General features: G+C 69.2%; 17 protein-coding genes and 1 pseudogene. 10 read left to right on the top strand and 8 right to left on the bottom strand.

Annotation, left to right across the window (positions count from 1 at the left end; all coding sequences use genetic code 11):
• The first annotated feature begins 3 nt into the window (after positions 1–3).
• Positions 4–645: a FadR/GntR family transcriptional regulator gene (locus IEY36_RS24220; protein ID WP_188971755.1), complete on the top strand. Its 642-nt coding sequence runs from the start codon at positions 4–6 to the stop codon at positions 643–645.
• A gap of 11 nt (positions 646–656) precedes the next feature.
• On the opposite strand, the gene IEY36_RS24225 is transcribed toward IEY36_RS24220, so the two are convergent.
• Complete coding sequence (locus IEY36_RS24225; RefSeq protein WP_188971757.1) at positions 657–1,568, bottom strand: substrate-binding domain-containing protein; 912 nt, start codon at positions 1,566–1,568, stop codon at positions 657–659.
• 231 nt (positions 1,569–1,799) lie between these two features.
• Here IEY36_RS24225 and IEY36_RS24230 point away from each other — a divergent pair, with 231 nt between their 5' ends.
• Positions 1,800–2,204, top strand: coding sequence for a cupin domain-containing protein (locus IEY36_RS24230; RefSeq protein ID WP_188971759.1), 405 nt, complete (start codon positions 1,800–1,802; stop codon positions 2,202–2,204).
• Positions 2,205–2,366: 162 nt separating this feature from the next.
• A pseudogene (locus IEY36_RS24235) lies at positions 2,367–3,558 on the top strand (IS3 family transposase).
• A gap of 291 nt (positions 3,559–3,849) precedes the next feature.
• Here the strand turns inward: IEY36_RS24235 and IEY36_RS24240 are convergent.
• The 3 genes from IEY36_RS24240 to IEY36_RS24250 are packed head-to-tail and all read right to left on the bottom strand — an operon-like array spanning position 3,850 to position 5,324.
• On the bottom strand, positions 3,850–4,335 hold the full coding sequence (locus tag IEY36_RS24240) for a periplasmic heavy metal sensor (RefSeq protein WP_188971761.1): 486 nt from the start codon (positions 4,333–4,335) through the stop codon (positions 3,850–3,852).
• Positions 4,332–4,730: a hypothetical protein gene (locus IEY36_RS24245; RefSeq protein WP_188971763.1), complete on the bottom strand. Its 399-nt coding sequence runs from the start codon at positions 4,728–4,730 to the stop codon at positions 4,332–4,334. Before IEY36_RS24245 ends, IEY36_RS24240 begins: the two co-directional genes overlap by 4 nt.
• Before the next feature lie 12 nt (positions 4,731–4,742).
• The gene (locus IEY36_RS24250) at positions 4,743–5,324 is read right to left on the bottom strand and encodes a sigma-70 family RNA polymerase sigma factor (protein WP_188971765.1); all 582 of its coding nucleotides are present in this window, start codon (positions 5,322–5,324) and stop codon (positions 4,743–4,745) included.
• Between the two features lie 164 nt (positions 5,325–5,488).
• Here IEY36_RS24250 and IEY36_RS24255 point away from each other — a divergent pair, with 164 nt between their 5' ends.
• The 6 genes from IEY36_RS24255 to IEY36_RS24280 are packed head-to-tail and all read left to right on the top strand — an operon-like array spanning position 5,489 to position 9,993.
• Positions 5,489–6,235 carry a DUF4410 domain-containing protein gene (locus IEY36_RS24255; protein WP_188971767.1) on the top strand — a complete coding sequence of 249 codons (747 nt, stop codon included), beginning with the start codon at positions 5,489–5,491 and terminating at the stop codon, positions 6,233–6,235.
• 32 nt (positions 6,236–6,267) lie between these two features.
• On the top strand, positions 6,268–6,522 hold the full coding sequence (locus tag IEY36_RS24260; RefSeq protein WP_188971769.1) for a cysteine rich repeat-containing protein: 255 nt from the start codon (positions 6,268–6,270) through the stop codon (positions 6,520–6,522).
• A 36-nt stretch (positions 6,523–6,558) separates the two neighbouring features.
• Positions 6,559–6,867: a hypothetical protein gene (locus IEY36_RS24265; protein WP_188971771.1), complete on the top strand. Its 309-nt coding sequence runs from the start codon at positions 6,559–6,561 to the stop codon at positions 6,865–6,867.
• 59 nt (positions 6,868–6,926) lie between these two features.
• Complete coding sequence (locus IEY36_RS24270) at positions 6,927–8,144, top strand: efflux RND transporter periplasmic adaptor subunit (RefSeq protein ID WP_188971773.1); 1,218 nt, start codon at positions 6,927–6,929, stop codon at positions 8,142–8,144.
• A complete protein-coding gene (locus IEY36_RS24275) occupies positions 8,141–9,280 on the top strand; it encodes an ABC transporter permease (protein ID WP_229681549.1) in 1,140 nt (379 codons plus the stop codon). Before IEY36_RS24270 ends, IEY36_RS24275 begins: the two co-directional genes overlap by 4 nt.
• Positions 9,277–9,993: an ABC transporter ATP-binding protein gene (locus IEY36_RS24280; RefSeq protein WP_188971775.1), complete on the top strand. Its 717-nt coding sequence runs from the start codon at positions 9,277–9,279 to the stop codon at positions 9,991–9,993. The genes IEY36_RS24275 and IEY36_RS24280 overlap by 4 nt, the downstream gene beginning before the upstream one ends.
• A 312-nt stretch (positions 9,994–10,305) precedes the next feature.
• Here IEY36_RS24280 and IEY36_RS24285 read toward each other — a convergent pair whose 3' ends face one another.
• Positions 10,306–10,581, bottom strand: a complete 276-nt coding sequence (locus IEY36_RS24285; RefSeq protein WP_188971777.1) for a tripartite tricarboxylate transporter substrate-binding protein — start codon at positions 10,579–10,581, stop codon at positions 10,306–10,308.
• An 810-nt stretch (positions 10,582–11,391) separates the two neighbouring features.
• Between IEY36_RS24285 and IEY36_RS24290 the strand changes: the two genes are divergently transcribed.
• The gene (locus IEY36_RS24290) at positions 11,392–12,027 is read left to right on the top strand and encodes a protein-L-isoaspartate(D-aspartate) O-methyltransferase (RefSeq protein ID WP_188971779.1); all 636 of its coding nucleotides are present in this window, start codon (positions 11,392–11,394) and stop codon (positions 12,025–12,027) included.
• A gap of 25 nt (positions 12,028–12,052) precedes the next feature.
• Here IEY36_RS24290 and IEY36_RS31455 read toward each other — a convergent pair whose 3' ends face one another.
• Genes IEY36_RS31455 through IEY36_RS24300 form a run of 3 tightly spaced genes read right to left on the bottom strand, consistent with a single transcriptional unit; the run spans position 12,053 to position 13,106 of the window.
• A complete protein-coding gene (locus IEY36_RS31455) occupies positions 12,053–12,163 on the bottom strand; it encodes a hypothetical protein (RefSeq protein WP_373290349.1) in 111 nt (36 codons plus the stop codon).
• A complete protein-coding gene (locus IEY36_RS24295; protein ID WP_229681550.1) occupies positions 12,148–12,714 on the bottom strand; it encodes a recombinase family protein in 567 nt (188 codons plus the stop codon). The genes IEY36_RS31455 and IEY36_RS24295 overlap by 16 nt, the downstream gene beginning before the upstream one ends.
• Positions 12,714–13,106 carry a DUF3489 domain-containing protein gene (locus IEY36_RS24300; protein ID WP_188971781.1) on the bottom strand — a complete coding sequence of 131 codons (393 nt, stop codon included), beginning with the start codon at positions 13,104–13,106 and terminating at the stop codon, positions 12,714–12,716. Before IEY36_RS24300 ends, IEY36_RS24295 begins: the two co-directional genes overlap by 1 nt.
• Positions 13,107–13,138: the final 32 nt, after the last annotated feature.

Raw genomic sequence — 13,138 nt, forward strand, 5'->3', positions numbered from 1 at the left:
CGCGTGAACAACGTGGTGGACTTCATCCGGCGCAACGGACTGCATGACGGCGATCGGCTCCCGCCCGAGCGTGAGCTGGCCGAGGCGCTCGGCATCAGCCGGCGCGCCCTGCGCGAGCAGCTGACCGAGCTCGAACTCGCGGGGCAACTCTGGCGGGAGAGGCGCATCGGCACCGTGCTTGGCCGACGTCGTGCCGCGACGATGCCCGGCATCGACCGGAAGCTGATGCGGGCGAGTCCCGACGAGATCCTGGAGAGCCGCTTGACGATGGAGCCGGCCATCGCGGCGCTTGCCGCGACCAAGGCGACCGAGGCCGATCTCGCGCGGATCGGCAACTGCATGCGCCGCACGGCGGAAGTCAGCGGCGACGAGCTTTGGGTGCAGTGGGACGGTGCCTTCCACCTCGCCATTGCGGAGGCGACGCGCAACGACGTTCTCGTAGCGCTGACGGCGGCCTTCAACGCGGCCCGTGCGACGACACGCTGGCGCAGCATGCGCGTTGCGGTGATCACGCCCGAGAAGCGCCGCCGGTCGGTGGCGCATCACCGGGCCATCCTCGACGCGCTGCTCGGGCGCCGGCCTGAGGAAGCGATGCAGGCGATGCAGCACCATCTGCTCGGCGTGCGCAGCAACCTCGCCGACTGAGGGGCTGCGCGTCAGCATGGCCGGAACAGCTCGTCGAACGTCCAGCGGCGCGTCGTCAATTCCTGCTCCATGAGATAGTCCTGCAGGCGGTCGATGACGGCGCGGTTTGCGACGCAGAGCCCGTAGGGCATCGGGTCTTCGCCGAACATCGCCATGGTGTCGCGCCACGTCGCCTCGCCCCATGGCAGGAAGGTGGATGCGAGGCGTCGCTGCCGCGCCCGCTGCTTGGCGTGCTGGTATGCCTCGACGACAGCGACCGGCAGCGTCGCCCGGCGTTCTGCTTCGGCCTGGTGCAGCACCACGACGTGGCTGATGGGATAGATGCCCGTCCGTTCGAACCAGCGCCGCTCGGCGGCCTGCCAGTCGGGCAGGAGGGGGCGGAAGCGCCGTGCCGCCTGCGGCAGGAGGAGGTCACGACTGCGCGGCGCGAGCAGCGCGTCGATCTCCCCATCCGCCAGCGCGTCCTCGAGGTCGCGATCCACTGGTGTGACGTGGGCGCTGACCGGGGGATCGAACCGTGGCGTGGCCGGGGCGAACCAACGCAGGGCCGACCAGTGCAGGCCAAGATCCTCGGCCATGATGCCGCGCGCCCATACGCCGGCCGTCATGCTGTAGTCGGCGATGCCGACGCGCCGTCCGGACAGGTCGGCGACGCAGGAGATCGGTTCGTCACGCCGGACCAGCATAGTGCCGTGGCGGAAGGCGCGGGCGGGAAAGACGGGAACGGCGGTCAGCCAGTCAGCACCACGATCACGCATCATGATGTAGTTCGAGAGGGAGAACTCGCAGGCCGCGAAGGGCTGGCGATGCAGGACACGGGCAAAGAGCTCCGGCCGATCGAGGGTTCGGTAGTCGAGGGCGAGGCCGTGGCGCACGGAACGGATCTCAAGCGTGTGCTCGTAGTCGCCGCCGTAGAGGATCACGCTGCGCTCCGTCGTTTCGTGGACGCTAGATAGGCGGCGATCGAATGGCGGCGTCAATTTGAACCAAACGTAAAAGGTCCCGAGTCCGGGAAATGATGATGGTGGGACTTCCATTTTTGCGCATATTAACCGTGATGTGGCCGGCAAATTTTTGGGCCAGAACTGAACCAATAAATGAATGGTTTTCTCTACGGCACGCATTAGGCGTGGCGGATCGAAAGGAGGTCCCCTATGGCTGACGAACGCAGGGCCCATTGGCCAAAAGACCTACAGGACGAGATCGAGGCGCGCGCGTGGAACGGATGCGTTGGTACCAAGCTCCTATCGGACACTGCCAGGGTCCGCGTTTGGCACCTGCACATTCCGCCCGGTGTCCGGTTTCCGTTTCACCGCCACGTGCTGAACTACTTCTGGACCGCGCTCGCGGACGGGCGCGCCCGCAACTTCTTCGAGGACGGGCGTCTCGCCGATTCGGAGATCCAGCGAGGCCTGACGCGGCATTTCGAGTTCGGTCCCGGGGAATACCTGCTGCATTCGGTGCAGAGCATCGGAACGACGACGCTCGACTATACAACAGTGGAGTTTCTCGACAGCCCCAACGCGCCGCTGCCGTTGCTGCCGGACCATTCGAACTGACGATGAACTTGGCAGCCTGTCGGCTTTGCGTCTGTGATCGTTGGGCCGGTCGGGCGGTGGTTCATACGGCCAGGCGCATGCGGTGAAGCCGGCGGCAGAGCTGGTCCCTGAAATTCGGACAGGTAGTTGAGTTCGGTCCGCCCACGAGAAGGACGGACCCGGATGACGGGCAAGCGGACGCGGTATTCGGCGGAATTCAAGGCGAAAGTGGCGCTGGAGGCGCTGCGTGGTGAGCTGACGGCGGCGCAGCTGTCAGCGAAGCACGGCATCCACCAGACGATGGTCGGCGAATGGAAGCGCCAGGCCACGGAAGGGCTGGCAGCGGTGTTTTCGGCGAAGTCCGTGGCGGTGGAGACGGCAAAGGCNAGCGGTGTTTTCGGCGAAGTCCGTGGCGGTGGAGACGGCAAAGGCGGTCGAGGCGGATGTCGAAAAGCTGCACGCGAAGATCGGGCAGTTGCTGGTGGAACGGGTCCTTTTTTTGGCCAAGGCGTCCGGTCGATGAGCATCGAACGGAGACGGCAGATGGTCGAGCCTGAGCATCCACGGCTGTCGATTGTGCGGCAGTGCGAGTTGGCGTCGATCAGCCGCTCCGGGATGTACCACCGGCGCGTGGGGGAGACGGCGCTGAACCTGACGCGGATGCGGCTGGTGGACGCGCAGTTTCTGGAGACGCCGTGGTACGGCTCGCGGCAGATGGTGCGTCATCTGCGCCGTGAAGGGTACGGTGTCTGGCGCAAGCGGGTTCGGCGGCTGATGGCCAGGATGGGGCTGGCACCGATCTAGCAGCGGCCGCGCACGACGGTGCCGCATCCCCAGCATCGGGTGTGGCCCTGCCTGTTGCGGGATCTTGCGGTGGACCGGCCGAACCAGGTCTGGTGCGCTGACATCACCTACATACCGATGCGACGTGGCTTCCTGTACCTGGTGGCGGTGATGGACTGGGCGACGCGCAAGGTGCTGGCGTGGCAAGTGTCGAACACCATGGATGTGGAGTTCTGCCTCGAGGTGCTGGAGGAGGCATTGGCGCGGTTCGCTCGGCCGGAGATCTTCAATACGGATCAGGGCAGCCAGTTCACCTCTCCGCGGTTCACCGGCGTGCTGCAGGCGGCTTGGCGTACGCATCTCGATGGATGGCCGCGGGCGGTGGATGGACAATGTGTTCATCGAGCGGCTCTGGCGCAGCCTGAAGTACGAATGCGTCTACTTGCACGCCTTCGAGACCGGCTCGGAGCTGCGGACCGGGCTCGCGGCGTGGATCGGCTACTACAGCGGTAGTTGGCCACATTCAGCGCTCAGCGGGCAGACGCCCAATGAGGCTTACGGGGCGGGCGAGACTATGAAATTGGCGGCCTGAGGACAACCAGGACCGAGCTCAACCAGACCGCCAAACTGTCCAACGGTTGGGGGCCAGCTCACGCCCGGATCCAAACCGTCACCAGGCCACGGCAACTGGTATGCGCTGTACGCAGCGGCAACAGGATCTTGGCGACGACACTCTTGGGCGGTCGTAGCCTCCGTCGCCTACCGCGTCGTCGGCTGGCTCAGCCGCGCCGCGATTCCAGTGCCCATGCTATCGCCTGATGGTCCCCTCGGAAACGGCAAAAGGGCACATCTTTCTGGCGCGCGTGGTTGCCGCCCGTCGCGCTCACGGGCCACCGACACCACGGATGCGCGACAGTGCGCGCCGTCCTTCGGGCGTCATCCGCGGCACGGCGTCCAGCAAGATGCTTTCCAGCACCGGTCCGAAGCGCTGACGCTGCCGCCGCGCCTCCACGATCGCCTCCCGCAGGGCGACAGGATCGATGGGATCGCGGGCGATCTCCTCGCGCGTGCGCTCCACCGCCGCGACAAAGCCACGACGTGCGTTCAGCAACTCGCCCAGCCTTGCGCGGACGGCGCCGCGAAGGATGGCTGCGTCATCACTCGACAGCCCTGCGCCGAACTGCTGCAACGTGCCCTCGGGGTCCTGAATCCCCCGCCCCTCGAGCAAGCCGACCGCCGGCATGGCAATGCGCTGCACGTGCACCGCCCGCCATCGCTGCGCGCCCACAAGCGCCACAAGGAACAGGTTCAGCGCGATCGACACGGCAAGGAACACTCGAAGCCGGCCTGGCGTGAGCCGCGGCATCATTGGAGCAGGTCCTCGAGACGGAGATCGGCGGGCATCTGATGCGGCGCCGTGCCGTCGCCTAGTTCCATGCCGACCAGCCAGCCGGCGACCAGGCTCGCCGCGAAGGCCGCGCCGATCGGCCGGGTGAACAGCCAGCGCCAATCCAGAAATGGCTCCGCCCGTACGCGCAGCCGCGCCATCGCACCGGCGACGATACGGGCCCGCCGCGCCGGATCCGGCACCGGCGCCCTGCCGGCGGCGAGCAACACATCAAGCCGCTTCGCCGCCATCCATTGCCCGCGTGCCGTGGGCGAGATCTCGCATAGCGCCCGCGCCGCCTCGCGCAGCGCCTCGGGCCAGCGATCCGGGTCGGCGCCATGGGTGTCGAGCAGGCGGGAGAATTCCCGGGGGTTCATCGGTGTCATTCCTTACATCCTCCCATCGGGGCCGGCATGGCGCTGCATCTGATCGCGTAGCGCCCGGCGCGCCCGTTCCAGCAACGACCAGAAAGCGCGCAGGTTGAGGCCGAGCGTCTCGGCTGCCTCGGTGCCTGCCAGTTCTTCCTGGTAGAAAAGGGTCAGCGCGACGCGTTGGCGTTCCGGCAGGGACGCCAACGCGGCACGCAGCGCCAGCACCTCGCGTCGCGACGACAGGGCTTCGAGCGCGCTCGGCGCCGGATCGGCCACCTCGCTCGCCGCGTCGATCGGCTCGTGGCGGCGTTGGCGCAAGCGGTCCACGCATAGACGCGCGACGATGGTGTGCACCCAGGTGCCTGGTTGGCCGCGCGCACCGTCCCAGCGCGCGGCGTGACGCCAGACGCGCAGCAGCGCTTCCTGCGCGACCTCATCCGCCTCGGCCGCCGAGCCCAGGATCGACTGGGCGAGCCGCAGCATCCGCCCGACATGGCGGTCCGCGAAATGGCGGAAGGCCGTCTCGTCGCCCGCGGCGATGCGCGCCATTAGGCAGGCGTCCTCCGGCGCGGCGGCCGCGGCGGTCAGCGCAGCGCGCATGGGGTAGGGAATCGCATCAGGCCCATGCTACGGGCCTCGCCGCACGAATCCTCGCCGTCGTCGCGGAAAAAATTCGCCCCCGGCGGCGGCGACTTCGCCGGACCACCCCGTATCAGGCTGCAGATACCGGGATGCCATGGGGCGGCCCGAGAGGATGCGGGTGCATGACAGCGGCGTCTCAGGCTCTTTCCGACAAGACCGCGGCGCGGCGGCCCGAGATCGCCCTGCTGCTCGTCGCGCCGCTGCTTGCCGGTTGCGGGGGGGCGCGGCTCAGCGACGAGGCCACCGCCGCGTCCGCGGGGCCGCCCCCGGCCCGGCTGCTGGTGGTGACCGATGGTGGGCAGGCCATCGCTGAAGGGGCTGACCCGGCGCTCGCCAGCCGCACGGCCAGCAGCCTGACCGAGACGATCGTCCAGGGGTTGCGGCAGCACGGCATTCCCGCCGAGATCGCCACCGTCGATGGCGCCGCGCCCGATGTGGCGCGCCTGTCGCTCGCCCTGCGCCGCGTCGAGGAGGGCAGCCGGTTCGAGCGCATCGCCCTCGGCTTCGGCCTCGGCCAATCGCGCATCGAGGTCACAGCCCGGTTGCACGCGGGTGCCGCGCCGCGGGACCTGCTTGCCTTCCAGGGTTCGGCGCATAGCGGCTACCGGCCCGGCCTCGTCATGCCGCTCGGCGTCGGGCTGGGCGCGCAGAGCGCCATGGCCCTTGTTGGCGCCGCCGGCGTCGGGGTCGCGGAGATCCGCGGGCGCGGCCCCGGCCGCGACGTCCGCGACCTGGCCGACGCCGTCGTCGCGCGCACGGCCACCTACTACCGCGAAGCCGGCTGGGGACCCCACGCCGTGCCGTCGAGCCACCCCGACGGCGGCGCGGCCATCGCGGCCCCCGCCGCCGAGGCCATGCGGCGCGGATGATCCGCCCGCCCCTTTCGCAAGGAGATGCCTTGATGACCCTGACGTTGATCGACCGGCTTCAATTGCTCGTACTCGCCGCCCTGCCGCTGCTCGCGGCGACGCCGGCGGCGGCCCAAGGCGGCATGTCACCGTCTCAGCGCCAAGCCGCCCAGGCGTGCATGCCCGACATTCGCACCTACTGCTCGAATGTCGAGCGCGGCGGCGGCCGCATCGTCGCCTGCCTTCGGCAGAACGGCGAGCGGCTCTCGCCCAATTGCCGCCAGGCACTCAGCGGCCTGCAGCGTTGAACTGCCCACTCCTCACCCAGCACGGAGACCCCACCAATGCGCAAGTTCCTCGTCACCGCCGCGGCGCTCGGCAGCGCCGCCTTCGCCCCGGCCGCCTTCGCCTGGGAGGCGCAGAGCACCGTCACCGGCCCCCAGGGGCAGACCATGACGCGCTCCGGCTCGGCCAGCTGCGCTGACGGCAGTTGCTCCCGGTCAGGCTCGGTCACCGGGCCGCAAGGCCAGACCGCCACGCGCAACCGCACCGTCTCGCGGGCTGCGCCGGGTCAATGGTCGTCGCAGGGCACCGCCACGGGGCCCCGCGGCGGCACGGTGACGCGTTCGCGCAGCGTGCAGCGCGGTTGGTGACGCACCGTCCGGGCGGGGACAGCCCCGCCCGGACGGCTTGACGGAAGGAGACACGCCGCATGGATGACGGTCCCGCCATCCGTCAGGGCCCATTGTCCGGACTTTCGCAGGCCGACCCGCCGCCCCCGCCGCCCCGCCGCCGGAGTGGGCGGCGTTGGCTCCTGCTCGCTGCCGCCTGCGCCGTCGCTGTGCTTGGATGGCGGTACGCCGTGCCGGCACGGGCCGAGGCGATCGAGATCCGCGCCGCGCCCTTCACGCGCACCGTCACCGGCCCGGCCCTGCTCGACGCGCTGGTGAAGGTGGATGTCGGGGCGCGCATCCAGGGCCGCATCGCCGAACTGCCCGTAGAGGAGGGCGACCGCGTCGCCGCCGGCGCGCTGCTGGTGAGGCTCGATACCGGCGATGCGGGGCACCTTCTCGCCCAGGCGGGGGCGCAGACCGCGGCCGCGCGCCGCGCCGTGACCGAGGCGGAGGCCGATCGCGACGCCGCCGAGGCCGCGCTGCTGCGCGCCGAGGCGGATTTCCGCCGCAAGAATGAACTGCTGCCCCGCGGCTTCGCGACCCGCGCGGAGTTCGACGCGGCGCGGTCGACGCTCGACCAGGCCGCGGCCAATGCCGAACGCAGCGGCAGCGCGGTGATGCGCGCCCGCGACCAGCTCAGCGCCGCCGAGGCCGGAGCGCGCGGCACCGGCGTGCGGCTGGGCGACACCGCCATCGCCGCGCCGGTGGCCGGCATCATCACCGACCGGCTGCACAGCGTCGGCGACGTCGTCGCCGCCGGATCGCCCATCCTGCGGCTTGTCGACCCGGCGAGCCTGGTGCTTGCGGCACGGTTCGACGAATCCGTCATGGCGCAGGTCGCCCCCGGACAGAGGGCGGAGCTGCGCTACGTCTCCTATCCGGGGCGCGTCTTCCGTGGGGCTGTGCTGCGTCTCGGCCGCAGCGTGGACACCACGACGCGCGAATTCACCGTGGAGGTGACGCCGGACGAACCGCCGCCGCATTGGGCGATCGGCCAGCGCGCCATGGTCACGCTGGCAACGGGCACGGCGCCCGCCGTCATCACGGTACCGCAGGACGTGCTGGCACCGCGCGGCGGCCGGGCCGGCCTGTGGGTGGCGGAGGGCGGGCACCGCGCGCGCTGGCGGCCCGTGCAACTGGGAGCCGCGGCCGATGGCCGGATCGAGGTCCCCGAGGGGCTGCGGGCAGGCGAGGTGGTGCTGCGCCGGCCGCACGATCTCTATGCCTTCATGCCCGTCAGGCCGGTGATGCCGTGAACTACCTCGCCTGGCGGGACATCACCGCGAACATGATGCGCTTCGTCCTGGCCGCCGCCGGCGTCGGCTTCCTGCTGACCGGCAGCATGGGGATGCTGGGGCTTTATCGCGGCGTGCTGCACGACGCGCTGTCGACGATCGAGGAGATCGGCGCCGATCTCTGGGTCGTGCAGGGTGGGCGCGCCGGACCCTTCGCGGAGGGATCCGTGGTGTCGGCCACCCTCGACCGCCGCGTCGAAGGCGTCGCCGGCACGACCGGCGTGCGCCGGTTCGTGCAGAACAACCTGCAATTCGACATCGACGGCCAGCGCCGGCGCATCGCCGTGACGGGCCTCGACTTCCCCAAGGACCAGGGCGCTTGGCTCAGCCTGGTCGAAGGCCGGCTGTTGCAGGCCGCGCGGGGCGAGGCCATCGCCGATGCGAGCCTCGGCCTCGCGCTGGGGCGCGAGGTGCGGCTCGGACGCGACCTCTATCGCGTGGTGGGCATCACCAGCGGCCAGGTGGACATGTCGGGCGACGGCCAGCTTTTCGTGACAATCCCCGACGCGATGGACATCGCCGACAGCCGGACGTCGGAGACCGTGCTGCTCGACCGCGCGCAAGGCCTCGGCGTCAGCGCGGACCGCCCGAGCCGCATCGCCGCCGTCATCGTCACCACCCTGCCCGGCATGAGCGGGGACGTTGCGCGAAGCATCGCCGCCTGGGGCGACGTCGCGGTCCTCAGCCGCGATGACCAGCGATCGGTCCTGGTCGATGGCAGGCTGTGGCGGTTGCGCCTGCAGATCCTGTTCTTCACCGTCCTGCTGCTGACGGTGACCGGCGTGGTCATCGCCATGACCATTTACAACAGTACCGTCGAGAAGTTGCACGAGATCGCCATGCTCAAGCTGATCGGCGCGCGCGACGGCTTCATCCTGTCCATGATCCTTGAGCAGGCGGTGCTGATCGGGCTGCTCGCCTATGGCCTGGCGCTGGCGCTTTCGATGCTGCTGTTCCCGCATTTCCCACGCCGCGTCGTGCTGCTGCCGGAGGATCTCGCGCTGATCTTCGGTGGCTTGCTGCTCGCCTGTGGGCTCGGCAGCTGGATCGGCATCGCCCGCGCGATGCGGGTGCGCGCGAAGGAAGTGCTGGCATGACACCGCGGCGCGGCAGGCCCGTGCTGTCGCTGCGCGATGTCGGGGTACGCTATCGCGGCGGCGACGGAGCAATGGTCGATGCACTGGCGGATGTGACGCTCGACCTGGTGGCGGGGGAGATGATCGGCATCTTCGGGCCCTCCGGCTGCGGCAAGACCACGCTGTTGATGGCGGCGGGGCTGCTGGAGACGATCACCAGCGGCAGCGTGCGCTTCGCCGGCACGGCCGCCGCGACGATTGTCGACGACGCCGCGCTGCGCGACTTTCGCCGGCGCCATATCGGCTTCGTCTTCCAGAAGCCAAACCTGGTGCCCTTCCTGACCGCCGTGGAGAATGTCGCCCTTGCCATGGTGATCGACGGCGTACCGCGCGCGGCCGCGGAACGGCGGGCGATGGGGCTGCTCGCCGTGCTCGACATGGCGCATCGCGCCGGCAACCATCCGGCGCGCCTGTCCGGGGGCGAGCAGCAGCGCGTCGCCGTGGCGCGCGCGCTCGCGAACGATCCGATTCTGCTGCTGGCGGATGAACCCACCGCGGCGCTCGACAGCCGGCGTGGGCGACAGGTGATGGAACTTCTCCTGGCGATCGCGCGGCAGCGCCTGGCCGCGATTGCAGTGGTGACGCATGATCCACGATCGATGGATCTCTTCGATCGGGTTGTCGAGATGGAGGATGGGCGGGTGGTGGCGGGAAATGCCTCGTCGGCCCGATAGCCCGCGCAGCCGAGAAGGCCGGAGCGTGCGGTGTCCAGCGCATCGCTTAGTAAATCGCTAGGCCCTGCGCCACGGTGATGAGCCGGCGGAGCACAGCGAATACGACTTGCAAAGTTGGCGGAGGGAGCGCGCTCGGATTCGAACGGTCTCTACTCCGCAGCACCCCGCTCATCTCCACCCAGCAGTAGTGGGAAACGGAGTCCAACCTTCTCAGGGGAGTGCGCAGCGCGATTGCCGCTGCGCCTCACCGGGATGCCCCAGGCGGCATTATGCTGGACGCGTCGCCTTGCGCGGCGCCGGCTTGGACAAGGTCTAGATGGCCGCCGCCAAGCGCTGCTCAAACCTCGCGGCGAACATCTCGCCCGAGATGTGCACAGCCGGGCCTATACCAGGCGAGCCAAATGACAACTTGCCCGGGTTCGCCTTGCCATAGTCGATCAACTCGCGCACCGAATGCACCGGCAAGCTCGGATGCACGGCGAGAATGTTTGCCACGTCGGCCAGATGCAGGATGGGTGTAACATCATTTACGGGGTGGAAGGGCTGGCGTGACAGCAGCGGGGCGGAGACCAGCGTGTCCGGCGTCATCACCCCTGAGACAGAACGGCGGCGTTGAGGAACGGAGGAGTGGCTGGAGCGTTACAGGCCGACGGAGATCGCCTGACGCGACGCCGCCTGCCCCTGCACTCGATCGCATCTGTTCAACACCGAGCAACGACCGTTGGTCGGTGGTGAACAGGGCGCCATGGTAGAAAGCCATTCGAAGACGCGAGGCGGAGGAGGAAAGCGGATGCAACGCCTGGTCGCACTCGGCATCTGCTCCACCGGGATGATCTGGACGATGGTCGCCTGTTCGATCGCACCCACGCCCGTCGGGCCAATGCCTGCTCAAGAGGGGCAGGTCGGCGGTGGAGAGTTCCGGCCACCACCGGGGCCGTATAGGTCAGCGCCGCGCGGCACTTTGCCGCGGTTGCGTGTTGCGCCGTCCGACGAGCGGCCACTCTGGCTTCGCGACCTGCCAGACCCGCTGGAGCGGCATCCTGCCCCGGAAGGTTGGGGCGGCGATCAGATGGCGGCGACCTGGATCCGTCCTGCCACCGGACGGCGAGTTACGCTGCCGCTGCGCGCCCCAGCACCCGCGCCACGGTGGTGTGAGTCCAGACTGTCCCGCCGCGAGGTATCTGGCTCGATATAGCGGCACGTCGCTATCGCGATTGACAGTCGGCGAGCGCGAAGCGCAGGCATGCGGATATGCAAGGGGCCAAGGCCTATTCCCGGAACGCGCCCGGGTGCGTGGACTGGGCCTGCCGCCGCAGCGGCAGGCGCGGATTGCTGGCTGGCCTGGGTTTACTGGCCAGGGACGCGATTGCCGCGACAGACGCTGAAGCCCGAGAAGCGATGGTCACTACCATCGCGCAGTATACCTCCGCCGCAGCAAGCGCACTCGGACGCGACAAGATCGACCCTCGCGTGCTCGACGTCATGCGGCGGGTGCCGCGTCATGTATTCGTCCCGGCATCGCTTAGGTCGAACGCCTATGACGACCGCCCGCTTCCCATTGGCTTTGGCCAGACAATCTCGCAGCCGTTCATCGTTGCGCTGATGACCGACATGCTGCGCACGGCGCCTGACCAGGTCATCCTCGAGATCGGGACCGGATCGGGTTACCAGGCAGCGGTCCTATCCGGGCTTGTGCGCACGGTGCACAGCATAGAAATCCTGGCGGCCCTGGCCGATGCTGCGCGGAGCCGGCTTCGTGAGCACGGTTTCGGGAACGTGCTGGTGCATCTAGGCAATGGATATTTCGGCGTGCCGAGTGCCGCGCCCTTCGACGGCATCATCGCAACGGCTGCTGCAGGATCGATTCCGTTGCCGTTGCTGCAACAGCTCCGGCCGGGCGGGCGGATGGTGATCCCGATTGGCAATCCCTTCGCGACCCAACATCTCATGCTCGTGGAAAAGGCGATGGATGGCGTGGTGCGAACACGCCGGACCTTGCCGGTGAGGTTCGTCCCCTTTGTGGACGCCGGGTGACCCGATCGCGGCGAGGCATTGAGCCCTAGGTGGGCATCGACTTCATGCGACGCATGAGGCACGAGACGGTGGTGTGGGTCCAAGTCGCGGTGCCTCGCGGTGTCGGAATACCTTGGGCGGTCAGCGCGCGAGCGATCTCGGCGTGTCCCGAAGTGCCGCCCGCTCGGCGGCCCCCTGGCGTGCGGCGGCGGCAGCCGAGGCGTCAGGCCCTGACACCGGCCGATAGCCCCTATCTCCGCCCAGGACCTTCCCGCGCGCCTTGGCGGCCGTCAGTGCAGCCTTGGTCCGTGCGCTGATCAGTTCGCGTTCCTTCTGCGCCATCGCCGCGTAGATCCGAAGCATGAGGTCGTCTACGCCGGGCATATCGGCGGCGCGGATTGAGACGCCATCCTCCAGCAACTGGGACAGGGTGTGGGCGCGGCGGGTGATCCGATCCAGCCGCGCTGCCACCAACGCGGCATCCAGCTGTCGGCATCGGGCCAGCGCCGCCTGGAACCCCGGCCGCCGATCGTCCTTGCCCGAGGCGAGGTCGGAATACTCCACCACCAGCGTCCAGCCCTGCGCGGCGATGAAGGTCCGGATGCTCGCCTGGTGGGCCTCGAGGCCCAGCCCGCTCTGCCCCTGCTCGGCGGTCGAGACCCGGGTGAGCCCAACCGCGAGGCGGGGCGCCTGTGCACCGAGGCGCATCAGTCGGCCTCCGCCGGTGCGATCGCGGCGGCGATCCGGTAGATCGAGTAGGAACCCTTGGCACCCTGCTTGTTCGGCCCGACCTGGTGGACGCGCTCCAGGACCTCGATGGTGACGCCGTGGCGCTTGAGGCCGGCAAGGAAGCCGCGAACCGTGTGCTGCTGCCAACCGGTCGCGTGGATGATCTGGGCGATGGTCGCACCTTCGTCCCGCCGCAGCAGGGCCAGTACCGTCTCCTGCTTCGTGCCGGTGCGGGGCTGGCGCGATGCACCCGGCTCACGGGCTGGACGAGCGGGTGGGGTCGTGAGCGCTGCGCGCAGGGCGGTTATGGCATTATCCAGCCCCTCGCGCGCGGGCGCGTCCCAGACGGTTAGAACGCCCGCCGCAGCCATGCGCAGGGCAGCCGCGCGGCCGTTGCCGCCGT

The organism is Neoroseomonas lacus (assembly GCF_014644535.1).
Lineage (GTDB): Bacteria > Pseudomonadota > Alphaproteobacteria > Acetobacterales > Acetobacteraceae > Neoroseomonas > Neoroseomonas lacus.

Bases quoted from the DNA above. Each gene is read 5' to 3' on its own strand.
- IEY36_RS24230 (WP_188971759.1), top strand. From the start codon at position 1,800: ATGGCTGACGAACGCAGGGCCCATTGGCCAAAAGACCTACAGGACGAG.
- IEY36_RS24240 (WP_188971761.1), bottom strand. From the start codon at position 4,335: ATGATGCCGCGGCTCACGCCAGGCCGGCTTCGAGTGTTCCTTGCCGTG.
- IEY36_RS24245 (WP_188971763.1), bottom strand. From the start codon at position 4,730: ATGAACCCCCGGGAATTCTCCCGCCTGCTCGACACCCATGGCGCCGAC.
- IEY36_RS24250 (WP_188971765.1), bottom strand. From the start codon at position 5,324: ATGCGCGCTGCGCTGACCGCCGCGGCCGCCGCGCCGGAGGACGCCTGC.
- IEY36_RS24255 (WP_188971767.1), top strand. From the start codon at position 5,489: ATGACAGCGGCGTCTCAGGCTCTTTCCGACAAGACCGCGGCGCGGCGG.
- IEY36_RS24260 (WP_188971769.1), top strand. From the start codon at position 6,268: ATGACCCTGACGTTGATCGACCGGCTTCAATTGCTCGTACTCGCCGCC.
- IEY36_RS24265 (WP_188971771.1), top strand. From the start codon at position 6,559: ATGCGCAAGTTCCTCGTCACCGCCGCGGCGCTCGGCAGCGCCGCCTTC.
- IEY36_RS24270 (WP_188971773.1), top strand. From the start codon at position 6,927: ATGGATGACGGTCCCGCCATCCGTCAGGGCCCATTGTCCGGACTTTCG.
- IEY36_RS24280 (WP_188971775.1), top strand. From the start codon at position 9,277: ATGACACCGCGGCGCGGCAGGCCCGTGCTGTCGCTGCGCGATGTCGGG.
- IEY36_RS24285 (WP_188971777.1), bottom strand. From the start codon at position 10,581: ATGACGCCGGACACGCTGGTCTCCGCCCCGCTGCTGTCACGCCAGCCC.
- IEY36_RS24290 (WP_188971779.1), top strand. From the start codon at position 11,392: ATGGTCACTACCATCGCGCAGTATACCTCCGCCGCAGCAAGCGCACTC.
- IEY36_RS24295 (WP_229681550.1), bottom strand. From the start codon at position 12,714: ATGCGCCTCGGTGCACAGGCGCCCCGCCTCGCGGTTGGGCTCACCCGG.
- IEY36_RS24300 (WP_188971781.1), bottom strand. From the start codon at position 13,106: ATGGCTGCGGCGGGCGTTCTAACCGTCTGGGACGCGCCCGCGCGCGAG.